The following is a 22,170-nucleotide window of genomic DNA, read 5'->3' on the forward strand; positions in this document are numbered from 1 at the left end:
TGCTGTTGCCTTAATCCAGCGTAGTCACCTGTTCCCTCGGTCATCCGGCCGACCCGCCCAGTCCCGCACTTTGTCTGCGCAATGCTCAACCGCAACCGTCTCGGCTTCTTCGCTCGCCCGCTCCTTCCACTCGACCATGCCTTCGGCTATCGATTGGCCAATGACGATGCGCAGCGGCATGCCGAGCAGATCCGCATCGGCCAGCTTCACGCCGACTCGCTCATCACGGTCGTCGAGCAGCACGAAGATGCCGGCCTGCTGCAGCTGAGCGTACAGCCGCTCTGCGGCCTGCCGCTGCGCCTCATTCTTCCACGCCACCGGAATAAGGTGGACCTGGAACGGCGCGATGGCCTGCGGCCAGATGATGCCGCGCTCATCATGGTGCTGCTCGACGATCGCCGCCAGCAGGCGCGAGACCCCGATGCCGTAGCAGCCCATGAGCAGCGGCTGCTCGCGGCCGTTCGGGTCGAGCACCGTGGCGCCGAGCGCGGCACTGTACTTCGTGCCGAGCTTGAACACGTGGCCGACCTCGATGCCGCGATGGAACTGCAGGCGGCCGTCCCCGCAATGCGGGCAGGCTTCGCCTTCGATGACGTTGCGGTAATCGCCGACCGTGTCGAGCGGGATATCGCGGCCGGGCACGACATGCTTCACGTGAACGTCCGCGGCATTCCCACCCGCGATGCCTTCGCTCATCGCGGCGACGTCCCGGTCGACGAGCAGCCGCACCTCCGGCCGCAGCCCGATCGGGCCGGCGAAGCCGGTCGGCGCCCCCGTCACGGCGGCGACTGTCTCCTCGTTCGCCAATTCAAGCGCTTCCGCTCCAAGGCAGTTCTTCACCTTGACCTCGTTCACTTCATGGTCACCGCGGACGAGCACGGCGATTGGCGCACCGTCGGCCGTATAGATAAGCGTCTTGATGATTGCGGACGGATCCAGCTTCAAGCCGGAGGCCAAATCCTCGATCGTCCGCATCCCCGGCGTAGGGAAGCGTTCCGGCGCAGGACGATTCCCGTCCTTGCCGGCTCCTTGCCCGCCGCCGTCTCCATTCCTGGCGGGGCCTCCGCTCTCCGCCCGCTCCAGATTGGCCGCATAATCGCATGCCGTGCAGGATACGACCGTGTCTTCACCGACATCGGCCAGCACCGTGAACTCATGCGTGGCCCCATCCCCGCCGATGGCCCCCGCATCCGCCTCGATGGCGCGATAGCGCACGCCCAATCGCCGCATCATGCGATGATAGGCCGTGAACATGGCGCGGTAGCTGGCGTCCAGTCCTTCCGCATCGATATCGAACGAATAGGCATCCTTCATTAGGAACTCGCGCCCGCGCAGCAGGCCGAAGCGCGGACGCCGCTCATCGCGGTATTTCGTCTGAATCTGATACACCGTAAGCGGCACACGCTTGTAGGACTTCACTTCATCCCGGATCAGCGCCGTAATGGCTTCTTCATGCGTCGGGCCGAGCGCGAATTCCCGCCCATGGCGATCCTGCAGGCGGATCAGCTCAGGTCCGTACACGCTGTACCGTCCCGATTGCTTCCACAGCTCGGCAGGGAGCAGCGCCGGGAGATGAAGCTCCTGGGCTCCGGCCCGGTCCATTTCTTCCCGAATGATGCTCTCCAGCTGGCGCATCACCCTCCAGCCGAGGGGCAGATACGAATAAACGCCCGACGCCAGCGGCCGGATGTATCCTGCCCGCACGAGCATCTGGTGGCTTGCCGCCTCCGCATCCGCCGGAGCCTGCCGCAGTGTTGGAGACAATAATTGAGTTTGACGCATAATGCCATAACCTCCCTTTTCGACAAAAAAAGCATGCCCTGCATCTTCGACCAAGCACTGGAGAACGCCATTGCTGTGCCTAGCCGTTACTTCCGCACCTCAGAACGCTGACGCCATCCGGCATGCGGAATGCACTCCGCTTCGCCGTTCCGCAGGCGGGCCCGGAAATATGCAAAAACGCACCCGCCCCCGAAGGGACGAATGCGTCGTGGTACCACCCTAATTCGAACGCGCCTGCCGGAGCGGGCATTCCTCTTCTACGCATAACGGCGTAACCCGGCGGCGCCGGCCGCTTGCCGGAGTCCGCAGCTGCAAAGGAGGAAGCGACCACCTGCAAAAGGAGCCTTCCAGCCCGTGGGCCCCCTCTCTGTGCATGCGTTCCGTGGCGCTCATGTCTTTGGTCTTTGCTTTTTCTGCTTTTCCTGTCTTCTGCATTGGATTTCTCCTGACCATACCGCGATTTCCCGCGAAAGTCAAGAGTGAGCGGGAGTACCGCCGCATGACGTGGGCCCCCGCCCGCTGTCATTTCTCTGCGCTGACGCCATGCCGCCTCTTCATCATCCTTCTCCCCGCGTACCAGCTGTATCCGAGCGGCAGCAGGCTGGCAGCCCCGATCCAAGCGCCGAGACCGAAGATGTTCAGGTAAGCCTCGATCGGCTTGGCGGGATCGCCGTCGTCCATCAGCCCCAATCCCAGCGCGGCGCCCAGCACCAAGCCCACATTGCGCGTCAAAGCAATCATGCTGCCGATCGAGCCTGCGTCGTCCTTCATGGCATAGCTCATAATAAAGCTGTTGTTCGGCGAGGCGATCAACCCCATCCCCGCACCGATCAACGCCAGCGTGCAGATGATTCCCCACAGCGGCAGCTCCCCGAAGGACCCGGTGAACAGCATAAACCCGCCTGCCATGGCGCACAGCCCAAGACACATCAAGCGCCGTGAGCCTATCCGATCCGAGAGATGCCCCGCGATTGGACCGATAACAGCCAAGAGGAGCGGATACGCCAGCATGACATAGCCGATATCCGCCGCAGATACTGCCGTTGTCTCGGAGATATAGAACGGCATGAGGACCAACGCGATATTGGCCAGCAGGAACGATGCGCAGCTGATAAGCAGGCCGCAGGCCACGGCTGGAATGCGGAAGGCCGCGAGCGGCAGAAAAGGCTCTTCTTGCCGGGACTGCCACAGCCAGCTCAACGGCCAGACGATCAGCAATACAACGTAGAGCATGAGCATGCTCGGGGAGCCCCAACCTAAGGCGCCGCCGTTCACAATGACGTAGATTCCACTACCGATGCCGCCCATGAACAGGATGGCTCCGACGAGGTCCAATGAGGAGTTCCTCTTCTCCTCCTTCTGGTCCGCAGGGATAAAGCGCACCGCCAGCCCGGTCGCCAATAGCGCCACAGGCACATGAATCAGGAACGCCCACTGCCAGCTAAGCCAGGCCGCGGTGAAGCTGCCGGCCACCGGTCCCGCCATGCCGCCCAGGGCAACGGCCGTGCTCACGAACCCGAGAGCCCGCCCTCTGTGCGCTCCCGGCATATGGAACGTGATGAGCGCCATATTTGTCGCCTGGAACATCGCCGCGCCTGTCGCTTGCACAATGCGCATCGCGAGGAGGACGGCGAGGTTGGGCGAGAGCGCGACCAGGACAGAGCTGATCGTGAACAGGGCAATGCCCCAGTTATGAATGCGGCGATGCCCCCAACGGTCGCCTAACTTGCCCATCAAGGGAAGAAGCGACGTAATGGCAAGCAGATACCCCGTCGTCATCCATTGCACGGTCCCGATATCCGACTGGAACACGGTGATGAACCGGGGAAGCGATACGTTAACGACCCCGGCGGTAAAATGAGACAGGAAAGCGCTGAGGCAAATGGCCGTCATCATCCACGCCCGCTGCTTGCCAGTTGTTCCGGGCACGCCGTGTGCGGAAGCACTCAACAGGCTTCCCTCCCTTCCGGCGGAAGAACAGATCGCCGGATATAGAACGTGATTTCCGGTCCCAGCTCCTTCAGCATGCTTCCCATCTCGGTCAACTGCTCGATATGATAGACTCCGCTCGGGCAGAACGAATCAACCAGCATCGAGGCAGCCGCAGCCGCGACCTTGGCCGTAACGGCGGATTGATCCCTGCCGTGGAGGAAGCACTCTGCCAAGGCAGGCTCCCCCTCTCTGCTTCTTCCCCGAGCTTCCGCCTTGACGGCGAACCGGTCTCCGCCGAAGCGCAGCGCTCCGAGGCTGCGGACCATCCGCCTGCGAAGCCAGCCCGCTTGCAGCAGACGGACTGCCCCCGTTCTGCTAGCCCCGGCCAGCAATCCGGTGACTATGGGCGAATCGAGGCAGAAGCGCGTAGCGACGGACGGGACATCCAGTGTTCGCGGAAGGGTCATCTGGTCGGAGAACGGGAAGCGGTAGGCTTGGCGGCAGCCGAGGTCAGCGCCGAAGTCGAAGGTCTGGCCGTCCGTGAAGCTCAGCGCCTCCACCGCCTCCCCGTTCCGCGTTATTTCGAAGCGTGCGCCCATATTATCTACCGTCCATTCGATAGCCGCCTCCCCATGGGCATCACCCAGCCCAAGCATTATCGCGAGATCGATCTGCTCCGTTTCGCCCAACAACCGTTGCGCTTCCAGCGCGAGCAGATTGGTCAGGCCGGGTGCCAGCCCCACGCTCAACAGCGCGGTCGCCCCATGAGCGGCCGCCTCATCCCGGAATTGCTCCACCTGGCGGAGAAAAGAACCGTTCGCCGACACGTCGATGTAATGCGTGCCCGTGCGGAAGCACTCGCGGACAAAGCCCGTGTCGGTCTGATCCAGACACATGATAACGAGCTTCACGCCGTTAAGGATGCCAGGCGGCAGCGGCTTCCGGATATCGATCTCCAGCGGTCTGATCTTGCCTCCGGCGGATTGGCAGAACCGCTCGGCCCGTTCGCGGCTGCGTCCGGCCGCATTCACCTTGCCCGGGTAACGCTCTCCCAAAATCCCGCAAATGGTCCTCCCTACATGGCCGTAGCCGCCGACGACAACAATCTTCTCTTTTGCATGCATCTCCATCACCATATCCTGTATAATAATTGGGTAATTAAGAAACATTCTCAATTATACAGGATCAGGATAATTTTACCATCCCATATTTCTGGGATTCCAGTCCGTTTTAATTATTCATATCATTAAATATTAGTTACATTAATCGAACTAAGGAGCGCCTCTATGACAGCCATTCGCCAAATGACCTTGATACGACTACAGATCGACAAGCTCGGCTCAGCTTCCGCTACCTCTCCCGATTACCGTTCCTCCCTGCTGTCGCTATTGCGGGAGGCGGTCCCCTTCGATGCGGGCTGCTGCACGCATGTCGATCCGAAGACGCTGCTCTCTACAGGCGCCGTAACCGAAGACAATGTCGAGGCGATCCATCCGCATCTGTTCCGTAATGAGTACGGAGAGGAAGATGTCAACGCCTACGATGAGCTGGTTCATGCCGGGATTCCGGTTGCCACTTTATGTGAGGCGACCGGCGGACAGCCGGAACGAAGCGCCCGGTACCGGGAAGTGCTTCTTCCGGCAGGCTTCCGCGACGAGCTGCGCGCCGCGCTCCTATATAACGGGGCTTGCTGGGGATTTTTAACCCTCTACCGCAGCACGGGCCAGCCTGTCTTTTCCGCTGAGGAACGCGAATTCATCGCTTCCGCGGCACCCGGGATTGCCTCTTGTCTTCGCGCCTACAGTCTCGCTCTGCCGGGAGCCGATGCCGCTTGGACGGAAGACAGCGATGAGCCCGGCATCGCCATTCTGTCGGAGCAGTTGGCTCTGCTCTTCTCCAATGCTGCGGCAGATCGCTGGATCGGGAAGCTACGGGCATGGGAACGGATCGGCAGCGATACGCTGCCGCGTCCGCTTCGGGCCGTGGGCACGCGAGCGCTCCATGCTCCGGCCGCGGCTTCGGCGGCCAAGGCTTGCATCCGCATGCCGGACGGGCCGTATCTGGCGATCCGTGCCAGCCGCCTGCACGGTTCGAGCGGCGAGATTCAGCTTGCGGTATCGTTCGAGCCGGCCCGCCCGTCCGACATGCTGCCCGTCATCGCCGAGGCGTATCGGTTGACAGAGCGCGAGCAGCAGCTGTTGGAGGGCGTCATCCGAGGGCTGTCGACCAAGGAACTGGCGGCTTCGCTTCATATTTCCGCCTACACGGTGCAGGATCATTTGAAATCGATTTTTGCCAAGACTGGCGTTGCCAGCCGGCGGGAGCTAATCTGGCATCTGCATTCCCGCTTCAGCCTGCCTCGCGCTTGAGGCTCTGGTGAATCCACAGATTTCGGGTGACAAATGCGGCTTCCAGAGTATCTATTATCAAGGAGAGTTGTTCTATCCTATTGTTGCCTATAGCTTCTGAGTGTGGTAGCATTTGGATTATCCTAACTGAAAGAGGCGATTACAATGACAGTCAGCTCTAATAAACCAACCACAAAATCAGAGGTACGGAAGGCATAATATCGATTCATCCATACTGCCATCTTCCGTATCTTACGAAACGGAGGACAAAGTGAATGTTCAGTTATTACAGTAATCTATGCACGGAAGTATATGATCTTACCAAACCTGTCGGGCACTCCATCGGTGGCGATATCGAGTATTATCTTGATAGACTCCAATCTTGCAGCGGTAGAATTCTGGAAGCGGCTGTAGGCTCAGGGCGTATGCTTATTCCCCTTCTTGAAGCAGGACTGCTTGTAGACGGGATTGATTATTCCCCTGCAATGTTGGCTTCTTGCCATAAACGCTGTGAAGAGCGAAACCTAAAGCCAATGTTGTATGAAGGAGAATTACAAAATTTTGCGCTGCCCCATAAATACGATGCCATCGTTATTCCAACCGGGTCTTTCTGTTTGATTGATAATCGTCAAGACTCGATTAACGCCCTTACATGTTTTTACGAGCACCTGACTCCCGGAGGACGGGTAATTATTGACCTTATTTTGCCCGAACGCATGGAGATAGGGACGATTTCAACATCAACCTTTACGTTCCCTTCAGGAGATGTCATTACTGTAGAAAATAAGCTCGTGGAATTTAATATGATCCATCAATACTCGGTATCCTATCTCAAATACGAAAAGTGGCGCGAAGGATCTTTAATTCAATCCGAGCTGCAACGTTTTGCGCTTCGCTGGTACGGTATTGAGGAATTCAAGCTCGTATTAGATAACATTGGCTTCTCAGACATCGTATGCTCTACCGATTATGTATATGGAAAGCAGCCGACAGACGGAAGTCAAACATTCACTTTTGAAGCTGTTCGAAAGTAAAATTTCACATTCATAAGGTCTTGGCGTTATATGCCAAGACCTTTTTTGGGTTCTGCAGTGATATACGGAAGATCAGGATCAATTGACTTTACTGGGGATGAGCAGCGATAGGACGAAAATGCCGATCGCTATTCACTCCGCCGTGACAGCCCGCAGCCGCTCGAGCACCTTGCCGACCCATCCTCTCTTCATGACGTCCGCAAGGAAGCCTTCGCAGAAGCGTTCCTGCCGCACATAAGCCGTCATCAGCTTCCGCAGATCCTCGATGCCGGCCCGCTCAATAAAGCTGCCATGCTTATCGACGCCCTGGAGCTGATTCTCTATGATCCAGGCTTTCCAATCGAATCCGGGAATCAGAAATTCAGCTTCGTCGAGAACACGAAGAAATTCGATGACGGCATCGGCGTACTTATAATAATGCGGTGGCGTAATTTCATAGTACCGCTGGTCCGTGCTGCGGAAATAATCGCCATATGACAGCAATTGGTCTCGTACGGACATTCCATTTATCATCTTGTTCAGGTCCATGTCTGACCTCTCTTTCTTTGTGTCGTGATCGAGCCCGCCCCATCCCGCGATCAAGCCGAAATAGCGCTTCTTTCCATCTGTCAAATCCGCCGCCATAACGATAAGAACAGGTCCTTGACCATTATACCTCAACTTGGAAATGGACGGGGGGGTCCCATGCCGAACGACTACATGAAAAGAAACAACCGCTTCCCGGCCGTCATTCTGGGACACGGTTGCTGCATGAGAAGTTTCTAGGTTCTACGCGGAACGTTACTTTTTTTTCGGAATGAAGAAGGAGACTGTCGTTCCCTCGCCCACCACGCTCTGAATGTTCAGTCCTTCGCCATACTGCTTCCGCAAGCGCTTGTCCGTATTGAGCAGGCCGATGCCGCCATGCGGGGGCTTATCACGATACAGCACTTGCTCCGCCATATGCGGATCCATTCCGGCTCCGTCATCCGCTACAATAATGCGCGTTCCGTTCTCCTCCGCAGCGACTCGAATATGAATCATGCCTCCTTGGGAGCGGCTTAAAATGCCGTGGCGGAGCGCATTCTCTACAAGCGGCTGAATCGTCAGCGGCGGAAGCTCCGCATGGAGTCCGGTAGTTACATCCCAGATAACATCCAGTCTGTCGCCGAAGCGCGTCTTCTCGATCGTCAGGTAAGCGCGCACTAGATCCAGCTCATGCTCTAGCGGGACCAGATGCTCCGCGTTCCACTGATCGAAGCTCAGCCGCAAATATTTACTGAACGATTCAATGAGCGTGCGCATTTTGACCGTATCGAGCTTGCTCAGCGCCACAATGGAATTCAACGTATTGAACAGGAAATGCGGCTTAATCTGGGCCTGCAAATAGGCCGCTTCCATACGCAGCAGCTCCGCGATAGAGCGTCTCAAATCGGTCAAGGCCCGCACACGCGACTTCAGTTCCAAGGCGTCGACCGGCTTCGTCACATAATCATTCGCTCCGGCCCGGAAGCCGGAATCAATGTCTTCTGCCCGGCTTCGCGCCGTCAGCAGCAGAATCGGAAGCTCCGACATGGAGAAGCGCTCGCGAATGGCGCGGGTCAGTTCGTAGCCGGACATATGCGGCGTCATGACGTCAGCGATAACGAGATCCCACCGCTCCTTGGCCACCAGCACGGCGGCTTCCCGGCCGCTCACGGCCGTCGTGACGCTGTACCCTTCCGCGATCAGCAGGTTGGTCAGGATGTTCAGATTGACCGGATCATCGTCGACAGCCAATATTTTGATGTTGTCTGCGGCAGCGGCGATTTCCGGCGAGCTGGCGTGAACCGCCAGAGCAGGCAGCTCGGGGCTGTCAGCAGGCTGGATGCCTTGGCTTCCAAGCAAGGCGGGCTTCAGCTCCACCCGCTTCCCGGCCGCGCTTGCCGACGGGGCCAACGGGATCGTGAAGGTGAAGACGGAACCGGCTCCTTCCTGCGAATCCGCCTTCAGCGTTCCGCCATGCAGCTCGACCAGCTGCTTCGTAATGCTTAATCCGAGGCAGATACCCCTAACACTCGCGCTCGCTTCTCCCTGCTCGTAGGCCTGGAACGCCCTTCTCTTCGTCGCCTCGTCCATGCCCCGGCCTGTATCGGAAACGCGAATATGCACGTACCCCTTGAGGACGTAGGCGTCGATCATGACGATGCCTTCATCGGTGTATTTGATGGCGTTGTGAAGCAAGTTGAACAAAATTTGTGTGAGCCGAGCCTCGTCGGCAAAGACCGGAGGAAGCTCCTTCGGAATATTTACTGCCACCCGAATCGGCTTGCCTTCCGTCATGAAGGACAGCATCTCGACGACGCTGTTCGCCACCGGTTGAACAAGCACGCGATCGAGCTTGAGCCGGAGCTTCTCTTGCTTCAGTTGGGAGACATCAAGCAAATCATTCAGCAGATGCGACATGCGCCGTCCGACGGATACGATCAGCTTCAAGTTTTTGCGGTTCGCCTCTTTCAACGAGCTCTGATTCTCCAGCACGCTCTGGGCCATATTCATAATGCCGTGCAGCGGCGTCCGCAATTCATGCGAAGTATTCGCCAAGAAATCATCCTTCACCTTATCCGCCTTGATTAGCTGCGTATTCACATCCGCCATCTGGGCCGAAGTGCGGTAAAACCGCTTGAACCAGAAGGTAGCAAAGGCGAGAAACGTGACGATAAAGTCGATCGGATAATACCCAAGTTCCTTCCACATTGTATTTTTGATAAAGCCCCATATCATATTCCCGGTTAATGCCGTGGCTGCAATGAGCAGGTAGATACTGTCGCTTTCTTTCCTCCGTACAACCCATATAATCAGAATCGGCATGACCAAAAAAGGAATAAACAGCAGAATATCAAACACCGGCATCGCTTCGAGCGTAAACGACGGCGGAGCGAGCCATATGATGGCGACAGACGCGGCGCTCAGCACAGCATGGCCCCTGAACCATCTGGCTCCGGCTCCTTCCGGCAATATACACTTGACGAATTGAAGCATGAAGCCTGCCACCAGAAGCAGGGAAATATTCAATAGCCGGATGTTCCAGCCATAATCAAGCTGCAGCCAGTCCAGCAGCAGCTTGTCGTCGTCGGCCAGCGTCGCAAAGATAGCGCTCAGTATTAACATCGAGAAATAGAACAGGCTCTTGTCCCGGACCCCGATACAAAATAAGACGACAGCATAGATGAAATGCATGATGAGCACGATGCAGACGACAAGCTGCGAGCCGATGCTTATCGATGACGCCTTGTTCACGCTCTCGGCAGTCCCAAAATAAAGAGGGCGCAATATCCCTCCATCCGCCCCGTCAAAATAATTCGCCACCTGAATGACAATCTCTATCTCCCCGCCGCCGGACACGAAATAACCGGAATATGGCACATCACGCGATACGGTCTGTGCCTCGTTCGGTCCAGGCCATCCGGCATTCGCAAGCAGCTTCCCGTTGACATACAGCGCAGAAGAGCTGAGCATTCCCTGAACACGAATAGCGAAAGACCTTTCTTGAACAGGACTCATTAAGATGCGCAGCCGGTATGAACCATACCCGCTAGCCGATCCCGTTACCGGCTTCCAGCTCCCCGGAACGTGAACATAGCTTGGCTCGTCGCCGGAGGAAGCAGCACCGCGATAGTCATCCGTCAGAAGCATAGATGGAATAAATTCCCATTCTCCATTCAACGGAATGGTGCGCATCGAATCGACATCCTGCCCTCGCAGATCCAGCAGCCCTTGAACCGGGCTCAAGCCGGAAGCATCCGACAATATCGCGATAAAAGCAAGGCGAATGCCGGATAGCGACAGCACGACAAGTACGATAATGACAATTAGTTTACGCAGTGACATCATGGGATACATCTTCCTTGTATCATTATTGCGAAGCTGTCTTCGCTGTTGACTGCTGCTCATGGCGGCCAAAATGCGCTCAAAGCACGGCTTTCAGCGCTTGCTAGACGAGTGCGCGGAAATAAATTGTGCAGGTTCAGGGGCAAGAAGTCGGGGAACGTGAGAAGAGCATTGAATCGAACAATAGATTACCATTCCGAGCTATACCAAAACTATACAAATCCCCCCAGGCCGAAATCGCTTCTCACCGGCGGATAGTCTCCTTCATACAAGCAAGAGCGCCCTCGGATGAGGGCGCTCCAGACTGACGACAGTCTTTTTTCTTAGGAAGGGCGGGCCGGGGAAGGCAGAACAGGTTAGGTTAGGGCAAGTTGGTCCGCGCAAGAATCAACCTGGTCCGCGCATAAAGCAAGCTGTTCCCCGCATGAAATTGCTGCACAGGCGCAGCATTTTTAACCTCAAGAGGCTAAATTCCGAGAAAATCCTGCAAAATTACATTATTTGGCCATTTTGAACGCTATTTATGCCTCGCCGCACGGTAATTGCTGTATTTTTGCAGTAATCGTATTTTCGCAGCCTCGTGTCAATGAAATTGCTGTATTCTTGCAGTATTGGTGGAGCAGAGTCGCGGGAGATACTCAAGTATTGGTGGAGCAGATGACCGGAGAGGAGGGAGATACTGCAGCTTTAGTGGAGTGGATGACCGGAGCTGCAGACATTCTGGCCGGGAACAATGGAAGATGATATGGAGATGTATTTCGGAGCGGCTGCGCGCCAGGGTGGATCATCACCATCCGCTCGCCGCGGCTGAATGATGAATTTTTTGCGTTCTGCCGCAGCAATCCGTGTTTGCCGGGCCTCATACCGCTTCATTTCTATCCGCATGACCATATCGAGGAGGTGCTTCACGCCAAACTGGCCGCTCCGCTGGGACTCCCTTTGCATCGGTACTGCTGAATATTGGAAAAGTTCATGGGGATCTCTCCGAATCCGGTGTATTTGCGGGACATGCTTGCGCAGGAGATGAGGCTGCTGGCCGAGCAAGAGTTGTCTGACAAGGAGTTGGTTCTCACGGAATGGAATCGACCGCCTATCAGGGAATTGACGAATGACACCGTCTACAAGGCGGCCTATCTCGGCAAAGCCATTGTCTTCGATCTGGAGCGCCCTACGGATGAGGGCGCTCTGCGCAGCACGGTTTTATAAGCTTCTTTTTTTATAATTCCGGACAAAGAAGATAGCTCCGATAAGCAGCAGCAGGACGATGCCGACCGTTATCGCTTCGTTAACCCGATCGTTCATCGCTGCGGCATCCTCTTGCTCGCGATTGCCTCCCGGTCTGCCCCCGTTCGGCATCTGGCCATTGCCCATATCCGGCCTGTTCCCGCCGAACTCTGGCGGTGCCCCGCCGCCTGGGTTCGCCTCCCCGCCTCCGCCTGGATTCCCCGGCGCTGCGTTCTGCGCGTCCTGCCCTTCTCCTCCGGTCGGCGGCTGACCCACGTCCGGCGCTGCCCCGCCATCAGGATTCGCCTGCGCCGTTCCGTCGGGATTCCCGGTCGCGCCGTTCTGCGCGTCCTGCCCTTCTCCTCCGGTCAGCTGCTGACCCGCGTCCGGCGCTGCCCCGCCGCCTGGATTCGCCTGCCCGCCTCCGCCGGGATTCCCGGGCGCGCCGTTCTGCGCGTCCTGCCCTTCTCCTCCGTTCAGCGGCTGACCCGCATCCGGCGCTGCCCCGCCGCCTGGGTTCGCCTGCGCCGCTGCTCCTGGATTGTCCCCCGCACGGTTGCCCGGCTCTCCCATGCCGCCCCGGCCCGGCATTCCTCCCTGGATGCCTTCCCCTTTATCATAGGAGGGGAGCGTGCCGTCCAGCTGCTGCTTCAGATTGCTGACCCGAGCCTCGGCAAAGGTAAGGAGCCCGGGGATATTTTTCACGTTGCTCGTGAGCGATTGCTTGAATTCTTCATACGTATAAAACTTCGTCGGATCCTGCTCGACATACGTATCGATCATGTCCGCGATCTCCTGCGCCCTCGCTGTCAGCCGCTCCGGCGACAAATATCCTTCGATAATCTGCTGAATATACAGATGATACTGCTCCTTGTACGTGTCGTTCTGCAGGAGCTTGTCGACCAGCGGGTAGTTCGCGACCGCGCCCATTGTCGGCTCATCCATCAGCATCCCGATCAGGCTATCCTGGCTCCCGCCGAATCCCCCGAAGGCCATATTCATGTCCCACGGAATGAGCGAGAACACGCCGTTCTCTTCATACAGGTAATAATTATGGTTGAAGTTCCCCTGATAGCTGTCCATGTTGACGGTCGCCGTATTGACGGCCATATAGCGCAGAATGCCGTCGACATTGAGATATTTCTCGTAATACGTCCCGTTATTCAGCTCATCCAGCATCTTGATCGTAAGCTCCTCATCGGATGATTTCGATTTCCGATTGAGCCCGCTGTAGGAAGATATGTCGTCCCCGCGCCAGCTCAGATCGCTGCCTTGACCGTCCGGCTTGTACAAGACACCGTATGACGTCTCGAAGTTCCGGCTCAGGAACGATTCATTAATTTGCTCGACGGCCAGAAATAATCCGGCCGGATCGCCGTTGATCGATACGTTGGCGAAAGCGAATTCCGGCGTAGGAAGCCCCATCTCTTCCAACAATTCATACGTCAAGTACTCTCTGATGAACGACGGATCGCTGTAGCCATTGTTCAGGTTGATGCTGGTCACGCCGAGCAGATTCTGGCTGTCGATATATTCATCGAGCAGCAGCTTGAGACTATACCGGTCCGAATCCGACGAAGCGACGCCGGTCAGGCTGGAATTCCCCTTCGTTCGGATGCCGACATTGTCCAATTCATAGCCGTTGTATTGAACGGAGGCCGCCTTCACCTCCTTATCCGTCGGATGCTCCAGCATGTCGCTGTAATCATCGGCATCGATGGTGATGTTCACCTCGATCACCTTGTCCTTCGGGAACAGCTCCTCCGGAAGCTTCACCACGTTCGAATCCGATGCCGTGCTGCATCCGGCGAGCAGCATCATCCAAGCGAGCAGTGCTATCCCCAGGGGAACGAATGATCTTCGAATCATGTTCATCCACCTCCCGCGGTCATGATACATAGTCTCCGTTGTAGCTGATTAGCACTGCATTCTTAACGCCATTAACTTCCGTGACGCGGTTAACGAACCGCGGCTCGCTGCCGGCCAGTCTCAGTTCCAAGGTCAGCTCGATATTGCCGGGTGTCACGGTCTTCTGCTTCACGCTATGTCTCTTCACGGACTTGGACATGCAGCCGTACAGCTCGGATTCCGCCTGTTCGCCTTCGCAGTTGACGACGAGCAGATAAGGGGACTCAAGCGATGTCTTCTTCGAGAACAGGAACAGCACCAGCCCGACGACAATCGAGCCGACAATCCCCAGCGTATAGAATCCGGCCCCGGTTACAATCCCGACGGATACGGACCAGAACAGGAAGATTAGATCGGTCGGATCCTTGATCGGCGTCCGGAACCGCACGATACTCAACGCGCCAACCATCCCGAGCGACAAGATTAGGTTCGAGTTAATCGCCATAATAATGAGCGACGTAATCAACGACAGGCCAATCAGCGAAATATTGAAGCTTTTGGAGTAAAGCACCCCGCTGAATGTCCGCTTATACAGCATGTAAATAAATAGGCCGATCGCAAAAGCTATGGCCAGCGTAAGCACCATTTGCACCACGCTGATATCGGATTGAAAATTTTTGAGAACACTGTTTTTTATCATATCGGAAAACGTTATTTTCGTCGTTGAATCCATTACTGATCCTCCCATATACTCGTTTTGATGAACTTCCTGCAGATCACATACTTGGATGCGGACTGCCGCTTCAAGCCTTCAAGCTGCAAGGCGGCTCGCACATACTCCGGGAGATACTCGTCATACTTCACTTCCATAATGACGAAGTTCTCGTCGAGAGCAGGGATGACAGCCACATCCCGGCTCAACAGATCCGTGGCATTCAGTCCTGTCTTCAGCTGCTTATCGAATGTGATTCGGACATTGCCGGTCCAGGCGACGTACGCTTCTCTCACATAATCGACGATGACCTTCGGCCGGAGAAGCCGATGCTTCATCTCCCGGTACATCGCATAGAGCAGCGGTCTCTCCGGCTGGTTGAGCGCCTCGATATCGCCCTCCATGATCGATTGAAGCAGGCTGGGCGACAGCTCTTCCTTCACCTTCGCGATATAATCGTCTCTCTTGATTTTCTTTTCCAATTGAATCCGATTGCCCTGCAGGTTATAGATGCGGATCCGCCACTTCTCCCGATTTTGTATGCCGCCCAGCTTGTCATGGAGGGCTTTGTTGTTGATATCGTCGAAGTACAGGCTCCGAATATGATATTCGCCCGACGGCCCGGCATGCGGATCCGTCTGCATCAAGCTCTTCAGCCGCTGCCGGATGACCATGTATTGATGCGCGTTGGCGTAGAACTTCTGCTCCTGGCGGTATTTCAATGCAGTTCCCACTTCCATCACCTCCTTGTCTGTATAGGGCAAGTATAGAGAGGCCGTTTGAATTTCCTGTGAAGGGCGCATGAATTTTGCGAGAAACATAAAAAAGACCCGGATATCCGAGTCTTTTACGTAAAATGGATGTCGAACCGCACGCCTTCCGGCACATTGCGGATGTGATAGCGCAGTCCATGCATGTCCAGTATTTTCTGGACAATGTACAAGCCGAGGCCGCTGCCTCCGGTTTTGCGGTTTCTTGATTTTTCTACCCGGTAAAAAGGCTCGAAGATGCGCTCAAGCTGGGAGGGCTCAATATGCGCCCCGGTATTCAATATACTGAGCAACAGGCCATCCCTGCCGTTCTGCCGCAGCGAGACGCCGACCGTCTCTCCATCCCCGGAATATTTGACCGCATTGCTTAACAGATTGGCTACCGCCCGGGAGATAAGCTTCTCATCCGCTTGAATATACAGATCCGGCTCGATATCGATATCGAATTCGAGTTGCTTGATATCGCGGAAATAGAGGAACTGGTCCAGATTCCGCTGAATCAGGGCAGACAAGTAAACCTTGCCGATCCGCGGCTTGAAATCAAAGCTCTCCAACTCGGATATGTTCAAAATCTCGTGAACGAGCTTCTCCATCTCCTTCATAATCTCATACGACTGCTGCAAATATTTGTCCCGATCCTTGTACGAGCCGATCTGATGCAGCATCCCCTCCAACTGGCCGGATACGGCGGTGATAGGCGTCTTCAATTCATGAGAGATCGTGGCTACGAATTCGCGTCTCTTCTGCTCCTGCTCCCGCTCCTTCTGAATGTCATCCCGCAGCTTCTCATTGGCCTGCTTCAGCTCGCTCATGCTCGTCTGCAGATTGCCGGCGAGAATGTTCAGATTGGAGGACAGCTCGCCCAGCTCATCTTTGGAACGAATGGTGGACGGTACGGTGAAATCAAGCTGCGCCATTTGGGAAGCCACCTGGTTCAGATGGATCAGCGGCTTCGAGAGAAGCTTCGAATAGATCGCCGCGCCAATCATCGCGATTCCGAGGATGACAATGGACATATAGGGCAGGAACATCAGAATGACCTGGGATGCTTCATCGATCGGCTGAACGGGAGAATAGACGAACAGCTTGTATTCCCTCGCCTGATCGGCGAACTGCACCGTCTCCTGAAGCGAAATAAAGTTCCCGCCATCCTTGCCCCCGTGCTCCCCGGGCCGGAACGGACCATCCGGACGGAAAGGGTCTGCCCCGGGCGGCTTCGGCCCGCGCATCAATTCATCAATGAACGCCGGATCCATCGAGCCAGGACTGGCCGGATACGCCACCTCTCCCGCCGGATCGCGCAGCACGACGCGCACGTTGTTGGCGAATTCGAATTGAATCAGCAGATTGGCCGCCTCTTCCGCATTCGCGGCGTCCAAGCTCTCGATCAAGGATTGGACTTTGCTGCTCACGTTCGCTTCCTTGTACTTATAGTAATAATTGGGCAGGAGGAAAAACAGGGTCAAATATAGAATGAGCGCGGATACGATAAGCAAGGCCGACGTGATGCCGAAAATTTTGAAGGCGATTCCCCGCTTCCTCATCCGTTCTCCCTCTCCATCATATAGCCCAGCCCTTTCACCGTCTTAATGTAGGGCAGCCCGATTTTTTTGCGAATGTTCTTAATATGCGCATCCACGATTCGGCTGTCGCCGTAATAATCGTAGCCCCATATCCGCTCTAACAGCATCTCCCTCGTCATCACGCGGCCGATGTTCTCCAGCAGCGCCTGCAAAATCTCGAATTCCTTCATCGTCATATCGATCCATTCCTCATCGACATACACTTTATAGCTGTTCAAATCGATGCGCAGACGTTCGAACGTGATATCATTGACCGGCAGCGCCGGATTTCCGTTCTTCGCTCTTCTCAGCACCGCCTCGACACGCTTGACCAGCACGTTGAAGGAGAAGGGCTTGGAAATATAATCATCCGCCTCCAGCTCGAACGCCTTCAGTTGATCCTTTTCTTCGCTTAATGCCGTCAGCATAATAATCGGAACCGAAGATTGGGCGCTGCGAATCATGCGGCAGAGCGAGAAGCCGTCGATATTCGGAAGCATCACGTCCAGAATCACGAGATCGTAGTCGGTCCGCTCCATCATCTGCCATGCCTCCAAGCCGTTATCCGCAACATCCACCTGATAAGAATGGGCAGTGAGAAATTCCTTGATCAATTCCTGAATATATCCGTCATCCTCAACGACAAGAATGTGATGTGACATGGCCTGTACCTTCTTTCTGCATGCTGTAGCGAGGGTAGCGGCATGGTCCGCTGCGCGCCGCCGGATCGCTTTCATTATACGATCGCAATGTGAAATTCAGATGAATTGTTGGCGGGAAATGGACTTATTTCCTTCATATTATTTCCCCGGCAACCGCAGAAATTGACAGGAGATTCGCGGCCATGACAGCATTCAGCCGACATGATGATCCAGCTCATGACAAAAAAAAGCAATACCGGGACTTCTCCCGATCTTGTTACTGTAAAAAAATCACGTCATGCGAAAAAATCAGACCCGGCATCGCACCGGGCCTGAATCTATGGCCATTACAATCTCAAGCATCTGTTGGCTTTGCCGCAATCCGGTAACAGCATTTAACGTCCCCGTCCGCCATGCATTCCAATCGCTCCACCTGGGCATCCAGCACCTCACGGAACAAGCTCAGCTCGCACTGGCATGCCTGACGGTAACGGCATGCTATGCGGGCAATGGGGCAATTCGCTTCCTCGAACAGGAACGCTCCGTCATCCAGCTTGTCGACCGTGACCATATATCCCTCCCGGTTCTGGATGGCGGCCAGGCCAGCAACCCGTTCCTCCAGGCTGCCTCCGGACATCGAAGCGCGGTGCTTCTGCTCCAGCTTCCCCTGCCTTCGCTCGAACAGCTCGCGGATGACGGATTCCCCGAACATCTCGTTCATCTCGTCAAGCAAATCGGCGGCCAGCGCATCGTATTGATTCGGGAACAGTGCCTCGGCGGACAGTGTAAGCCGGTACACGTGAATCGGCCTGCCGACGGGCTGGCGCTGCACGGCCGCCTCAATGAACCGCTCTTCCTGCAGCGCATAGAGATGCTTCCGAATCGCCATCTCCGTTAACCCGAGACGCTGCGAAATGTCCTGAACACGGATCGAGCCATGCTTCTTAAGCAGCAGCAATATTTTCCGTCTCGTCTTCTGTTCCCGTTCAGGAGCTTGATGTTGTCGCATCGGTTTCTCCCTTCTGCAGGCGGAATTAGCGAACAGCTTCATTATAGCGGCGGTTCACTTCCTCCCAGTTGACGACGTTCCACCAGGAAGATACGAAGTCGGGCCGTCTGTTCTGATACTGCAAATAATAGGCATGCTCCCATACATCGACGACCAGAATCGGGGTCTTGTTGTCTTCCAACGGCGTATCCTGATTCTGCGTGCTCATCACTTCCAGCTTGTCTCCATTGACGACGAGCCAACCCCATCCCGAACCGAAGCGGCTGAGCGCGGCCTTGGTCAAATCCTCCTTCAACTGCTCAAAGGATCCGAAGTGCTTCTCAATACCCTTCGCTATATCCCCCTTCGGATCTCCTCCTCCCGTCGGGCTCATGATGGACCAGTAGAGGCTATGACCATAATGCCCTCCTCCGTGATTGCGGACGGCGGTCCGTATGTCTTCCGGGATATCGTCAAGATGGCTGATTAATTGTTCGACCGTAGCGTTCTTGAATTGAGGGGAACTGCTTAGCGCCTGGTTCAAGTTCGCGACATACGCCGCATGATGCTTCTTATGGTGAATTTCCATGGTTCTGGCATCCAGGTAAGGCTCCAGTTCATCATATCCATAGGACAGTTCCGGCAGAGTGAATTGCTCCATTCGCTTCGTCTCCTTTCCCTAATTAACAGAATTCACCTCTGATTATATAGCAAGGGAAATATTTTGTATATATCTAAATATTTTTACTTAGTGCAACTTTATGAGCAAGAGCCTTCAGGTTTGCCAACAGCAGATGATCTTTTTTTACTTAATGCAAAATTTTGTTGTTAGGGAAACATTTTTCGATTATGATGAACTATATTCACTACGAATCGGAAAAAGGAGTTGGCGCTATGCTGGATTTGCCGCGCATTCTGATCGAAGGGGCTTTATTATCTGCCGTCTTTTTGGCGGTCCTGCTTCTCTCGCTGGCCTACAACCCGCGGATATGGCTACTGGATTATCCGCAAGATATTCAACGTGCGGCCCCGCCTCGCACCCCGACGGAGAAAAAGCAGTTTACGGCAGTCGGAACCATCGTCATGCTGCTCATTTTCGTTCCGTTTGTCAGTTCGATTTATGTCTATGGCAATGACGTTACGTTTTGGGGCGCTTTTCTTCATCTGTATCTTGTATTCAACATGGTCAGCTTGGCTGATTTGATTATTCTCGATTGGCTTATTTTTTGCGCGATTACACCGAGCTTTATTGTGATTCCCGGAACGCGGGGGGCGGCAGGCTATAAAGATTACCGTTTCCATCTCATCGGCTTCCTGAAGGGGGCGGTCATGTCAGCGGCGGTCTGCCTGCTCCTCGCCGGGCTGCGAGTGGCCATGACTTATATATAGACGAGGCAAAGAGCGGCGGGTTATCGTGATGATGCCTGCCGCTCCACCCATCTAGGGATATGCGGTTCGAAGTATGTCGCAATTTTACGCGCTTCCGTCAGGACCAGCTTGATCCCGGCCTCCTCCTTGAACCAGTCGTGTCTGTTCACGCGCGTGCTGTCTTGCTGGACACAGAACTGGACGGTCGGGGGAAAGACAGCCTGATACGTCATTAGCGCTCTTCTCGAGAAATAAGCTTTGCATACGAGGATGGCCCGATTCACTTCCAACTGGTGCTCCTTAATGATGCTCCAGGAATTTCTCGCGTTGTCGAACGTATTTTTCGCCTTGTCTTCCCGCAGGATGGCATGCTCGGGAACCCCCAGCGAGACGCCAATCTGCTGCAAGTGCTCCCACTCGGTCCGATCCAGCTTCGGATTATTACCTCCGGACGGCAATACCAATGGAGCATATCCCTCGTGATACAGTTGCGCGGCGATCGCCATCGGCTGGGTATGACTGCCGCCCGGAACCAGAATAATATCGGCAGGCCGTGGCTCTTCTTCCGGAACGAAGACAAGCTCGGTGAGACAATCAAACGGATAGGTCAACCTGCATCACCTCCTGTACGGTCATTTCAATATTTGACGCCATGGGCACGGAAGGCACAGAGGCACAGCAAGTACATCAGATTGGTTGCGCCGAACAACGAAAAAACACCCGGATTCAGCACCATATACATGCTATACGGGAGACTCCAGACGAATGCGATTAGCAGCAGCGAGCTCCGGAGCCGCATCAAGCCTGACACGCAGAGAACGGCCGGAAGGGCCAGCATGGCCAAGCTGATTCCCGCACTGACTTGATCCATCCCCGCAAAATATGGATCCACCCCTATTAATAGCACCCATAGAATGATAGAAAGCGCACATGCCCCATAGCCTATCCTTTGCACCATAGCAATACGAATCTTGTTCATCTTATTCACCACTCGATTCATCGGGATACGGATGCGTATCATCCTTGGATGATTTTTGTTGTTCCCCGCATCGCTTAGTTTTATCATACTTCTGTTTCCATTTCTTCTACAATACTTTGAACTTCACCTTATTCAACGGTTGAGAAAAGGTGTAATCAACTCATCAATCCGTTGAGGAAACATCAACAGAAGATGGATCTATGCGTGAGCCCGCCCATGTTCGAAGTGAGGGAAAGGATGCATCTGTTTCATTTTCTTCAACAAAATTTCGATCGGGCAAGCACTTTTTGCAACAAGGTGAATTATAATGGCTCATAACTGGATGGAAATGGATGGGAGGTGTTGAGGAACATAAAGTAAAAGCTATTTTCGACCGATACAGGAAAGGTGTGGTGAGAATAGAACGTAAAGGAAGCTTTGCATTGATGATGACAACATGAAAAAAGGAGCGAAAAAAATGACATCATGGCTTATGATCGCGGCGTTAACCTTTTCGTCGAGCATCGATAATTTGGGAGTCGGCTTATCCTATGGCGTGCGGAATATTCGCATCAATTTGCTCTCGAATCTCTTTATTGCAGTAATCTGTTTTCTGTTTAGCATGTGCGGAATCTATTTCGGGATGTTCATTGCCACCGTGCTGCCCGGAATCCTTCCGGTCGTGCTGGGCGCCTTCCTGCTCGTTGTGATCGGTCTGCGGATTATATTACTGGCCGTTCCGCGCAAGAACCAAACTCCAAGCACCCACTCGGAAGCAGCCAGTCCCAAAAGCATCGGCTTCGTTGAATCCGCGGTGCTCGGCGTCGCGCTGTCAGCCAATGCATTGACCAATGGCGTCGGGGCCGGTCTGCTCGGTTTCTCCCCGCTGTTAATCTCGATATTGGCGGCGGTCGGCAGCTTCGTCACCGTATGGGCCGGAGTAGCCTTCGGCATCAGGCTGACGCATGTCCGCATCGGCAAATTTACCGTCGGGCAATTCGGGACCTTGATTAGCGGGATGCTCTTATTGCTGGTGGCCTGTGGCGCGTTCCTAGACTAGCAATCTTTCAAAGTGACGGACATAGACAGCGTGTTCCTGCGGGCGGAAGCCCGCTTTCCTGCTTCAATAAAAAAACCAAAGGCTTTGCGTTATC

General features: G+C 55.1%; 21 protein-coding genes. 5 read left to right on the forward strand and 16 right to left on the reverse strand.

All coding sequences use genetic code 11. From position 1 onward, the window contains the following. Positions 1-24: 24 nt before the first annotated feature. From NNL35_RS19170 to NNL35_RS19185, 5 genes are all read right to left on the reverse strand, one after another. Positions 25-1,782, reverse strand: a complete 1,758-nt coding sequence (locus tag NNL35_RS19170) for a proline--tRNA ligase (RefSeq protein ID WP_006677290.1) — start codon at positions 1,780-1,782, stop codon at positions 25-27. Between the two features lie 86 nt (positions 1,783-1,868). After that, positions 1,869-2,000 (reverse strand): hypothetical protein, encoded by a 132-nt coding sequence (locus NNL35_RS30435; RefSeq protein ID WP_276540139.1) that lies wholly within the window; start codon positions 1,998-2,000, stop codon positions 1,869-1,871. 1 nt (position 2,001) lies between these two features. Beyond that, on the reverse strand, positions 2,002-2,217 hold the full coding sequence (locus NNL35_RS19175) for a hypothetical protein (RefSeq protein ID WP_006677291.1): 216 nt from the start codon (positions 2,215-2,217) through the stop codon (positions 2,002-2,004). Between the two features lie 87 nt (positions 2,218-2,304). Next, complete coding sequence (locus tag NNL35_RS19180; protein WP_006677292.1) at positions 2,305-3,732, reverse strand: MFS transporter; 1,428 nt, start codon at positions 3,730-3,732, stop codon at positions 2,305-2,307. Further along, complete coding sequence (locus tag NNL35_RS19185; RefSeq protein WP_006677293.1) at positions 3,729-4,844, reverse strand: saccharopine dehydrogenase family protein; 1,116 nt, start codon at positions 4,842-4,844, stop codon at positions 3,729-3,731. Before NNL35_RS19185 ends, NNL35_RS19180 begins: the two co-directional genes overlap by 4 nt. A 156-nt stretch (positions 4,845-5,000) precedes the next feature. On the opposite strand from NNL35_RS19185, the gene NNL35_RS19190 reads away from it, so the two are divergent. Both NNL35_RS19190 and NNL35_RS19195 read left to right on the forward strand, forming a co-directional pair. Beyond that, positions 5,001-6,083: a helix-turn-helix transcriptional regulator gene (locus NNL35_RS19190; RefSeq protein ID WP_006677294.1), complete on the forward strand. Its 1,083-nt coding sequence runs from the start codon at positions 5,001-5,003 to the stop codon at positions 6,081-6,083. 254 nt (positions 6,084-6,337) lie between these two features. After that, on the forward strand, positions 6,338-7,096 hold the full coding sequence (locus NNL35_RS19195) for a class I SAM-dependent methyltransferase (RefSeq protein ID WP_006677295.1): 759 nt from the start codon (positions 6,338-6,340) through the stop codon (positions 7,094-7,096). 132 nt (positions 7,097-7,228) lie between these two features. Here the strand turns inward: NNL35_RS19195 and NNL35_RS19200 are convergent, their stop codons facing one another. Together NNL35_RS19200 and NNL35_RS19205 are read right to left on the reverse strand one after the other, a co-directional pair. Continuing rightward, positions 7,229-7,756: a DUF6508 domain-containing protein gene (locus NNL35_RS19200; protein ID WP_254553667.1), complete on the reverse strand. Its 528-nt coding sequence runs from the start codon at positions 7,754-7,756 to the stop codon at positions 7,229-7,231. Positions 7,757-7,876: 120 nt separating this feature from the next. Continuing rightward, the gene (locus NNL35_RS19205) at positions 7,877-10,948 is read right to left on the reverse strand and encodes an ATP-binding protein (protein WP_006677297.1); all 3,072 of its coding nucleotides are present in this window, start codon (positions 10,946-10,948) and stop codon (positions 7,877-7,879) included. A gap of 969 nt (positions 10,949-11,917) precedes the next feature. Here NNL35_RS19205 and NNL35_RS19210 point away from each other — a divergent pair. Then, on the forward strand, positions 11,918-12,151 hold the full coding sequence (locus NNL35_RS19210; protein WP_006679785.1) for a hypothetical protein: 234 nt from the start codon (positions 11,918-11,920) through the stop codon (positions 12,149-12,151). On the opposite strand, the gene NNL35_RS19215 is transcribed toward NNL35_RS19210, so the two are convergent. The 7 genes from NNL35_RS19215 to NNL35_RS19245 all read right to left on the reverse strand — a co-directional run bounded on the left by NNL35_RS19215 (position 12,146) and on the right by NNL35_RS19245 (position 19,351). Further along, positions 12,146-14,038 carry a CotH kinase family protein gene (locus tag NNL35_RS19215; RefSeq protein ID WP_006679786.1) on the reverse strand — a complete coding sequence of 631 codons (1,893 nt, stop codon included), beginning with the start codon at positions 14,036-14,038 and terminating at the stop codon, positions 12,146-12,148. The genes NNL35_RS19210 and NNL35_RS19215 overlap by 6 nt on opposite strands. Positions 14,039-14,057: 19 nt before the next feature. Then, on the reverse strand, positions 14,058-14,750 hold the full coding sequence (locus NNL35_RS19220; protein WP_006679787.1) for a DUF4956 domain-containing protein: 693 nt from the start codon (positions 14,748-14,750) through the stop codon (positions 14,058-14,060). Then, entirely contained in the window at positions 14,750-15,463 is a 714-nt protein-coding gene (locus tag NNL35_RS19225) for a polyphosphate polymerase domain-containing protein (protein ID WP_006679788.1), read from the reverse strand. The genes NNL35_RS19220 and NNL35_RS19225 overlap by 1 nt, the downstream gene beginning before the upstream one ends. Positions 15,464-15,576: 113 nt before the next feature. Beyond that, positions 15,577-17,043 (reverse strand): sensor histidine kinase, encoded by a 1,467-nt coding sequence (locus NNL35_RS19230; protein WP_006679789.1) that lies wholly within the window; start codon positions 17,041-17,043, stop codon positions 15,577-15,579. Further along, positions 17,040-17,723 (reverse strand): response regulator transcription factor, encoded by a 684-nt coding sequence (locus tag NNL35_RS19235; RefSeq protein ID WP_006679790.1) that lies wholly within the window; start codon positions 17,721-17,723, stop codon positions 17,040-17,042. Before NNL35_RS19235 ends, NNL35_RS19230 begins: the two co-directional genes overlap by 4 nt. A 334-nt stretch (positions 17,724-18,057) precedes the next feature. Beyond that, positions 18,058-18,711 carry a helix-turn-helix transcriptional regulator gene (locus tag NNL35_RS19240; RefSeq protein WP_040734399.1) on the reverse strand — a complete coding sequence of 218 codons (654 nt, stop codon included), beginning with the start codon at positions 18,709-18,711 and terminating at the stop codon, positions 18,058-18,060. Positions 18,712-18,736: 25 nt separating this feature from the next. Continuing rightward, a complete protein-coding gene (locus NNL35_RS19245; RefSeq protein WP_006679792.1) occupies positions 18,737-19,351 on the reverse strand; it encodes a superoxide dismutase in 615 nt (204 codons plus the stop codon). Positions 19,352-19,584: 233 nt separating this feature from the next. Between NNL35_RS19245 and NNL35_RS19250 the strand changes: the two genes are divergently transcribed. Next, positions 19,585-20,079, forward strand: coding sequence for a hypothetical protein (locus NNL35_RS19250; protein ID WP_006679793.1), 495 nt, complete (start codon positions 19,585-19,587; stop codon positions 20,077-20,079). 20 nt (positions 20,080-20,099) lie between these two features. Here the strand turns inward: NNL35_RS19250 and NNL35_RS19255 are convergent, their stop codons facing one another. After that, complete coding sequence (locus tag NNL35_RS19255; RefSeq protein WP_006679794.1) at positions 20,100-20,669, reverse strand: YdcF family protein; 570 nt, start codon at positions 20,667-20,669, stop codon at positions 20,100-20,102. A 26-nt stretch (positions 20,670-20,695) separates the two neighbouring features. Further along, positions 20,696-21,016, reverse strand: coding sequence for a hypothetical protein (locus NNL35_RS19260; RefSeq protein WP_254553668.1), 321 nt, complete (start codon positions 21,014-21,016; stop codon positions 20,696-20,698). Positions 21,017-21,473: 457 nt separating this feature from the next. Here NNL35_RS19260 and NNL35_RS19265 point away from each other — a divergent pair, with 457 nt between their 5' ends. Beyond that, positions 21,474-22,076 (forward strand): manganese efflux pump, encoded by a 603-nt coding sequence (locus NNL35_RS19265; RefSeq protein ID WP_006679796.1) that lies wholly within the window; start codon positions 21,474-21,476, stop codon positions 22,074-22,076. Positions 22,077-22,170: the final 94 nt, after the last annotated feature.

The sequence above is a fragment of the Paenibacillus dendritiformis genome, from assembly GCF_945605565.1.
GTDB classification, from domain to species: Bacteria; Bacillota; Bacilli; order Paenibacillales; family Paenibacillaceae; genus Paenibacillus_B; species Paenibacillus_B dendritiformis_A.